Source organism: Sulfitobacter sp. CW3 (genome assembly GCF_019392245.1).
Classification (GTDB): domain Bacteria; phylum Pseudomonadota; class Alphaproteobacteria; order Rhodobacterales; family Rhodobacteraceae; genus Sulfitobacter.
Map to the genome: position 1 here is coordinate 1 of NZ_JAHXRL010000060.1, position 357 is coordinate 357.

Consider the following 357-nt stretch of genomic DNA (forward strand, 5'->3'; position numbering starts at 1 on the left):
GCGCAGCTCGAAGAGGCCCTGAGCCGGGCCTCCGAGCACGATGCGATCGCGACTCACCGGGACATCCTGTCGACGCAACTCGATGCCCTGCGGGCCGCCCTCGATGCGGCCGAGCGCGACCGGGACCGCTGGCACGAGGCAGCGACGCGGGTGCCTGAGCCTGCTACTCACCAGCCATGGTGGCGTCGCTTGGCAGGCTGAGAGTTTGGTATGAGCGACGCGGCCGGTGTGATTCTCGCTCTCGCGGCCGAGAACATGGATCTCCGGCAGCAGCTCGCACACGCGCAGGATCTCTTGGTAGAGAGCATCGTGTTGGTTGTTCGCCCATTTACGGTTGGCAGGACCGGGCCGTGAACG

Annotated in this window: 1 pseudogene; it reads left to right on the forward strand. The window is 66.7% G+C overall.

Annotated features, from left to right (window positions below):
• Nucleotides 1–201: pseudogene (locus KZZ06_RS20205) on the forward strand (hypothetical protein); the annotation flags it as partial.
• Nucleotides 202–357 lie beyond the last annotated feature (156 nt).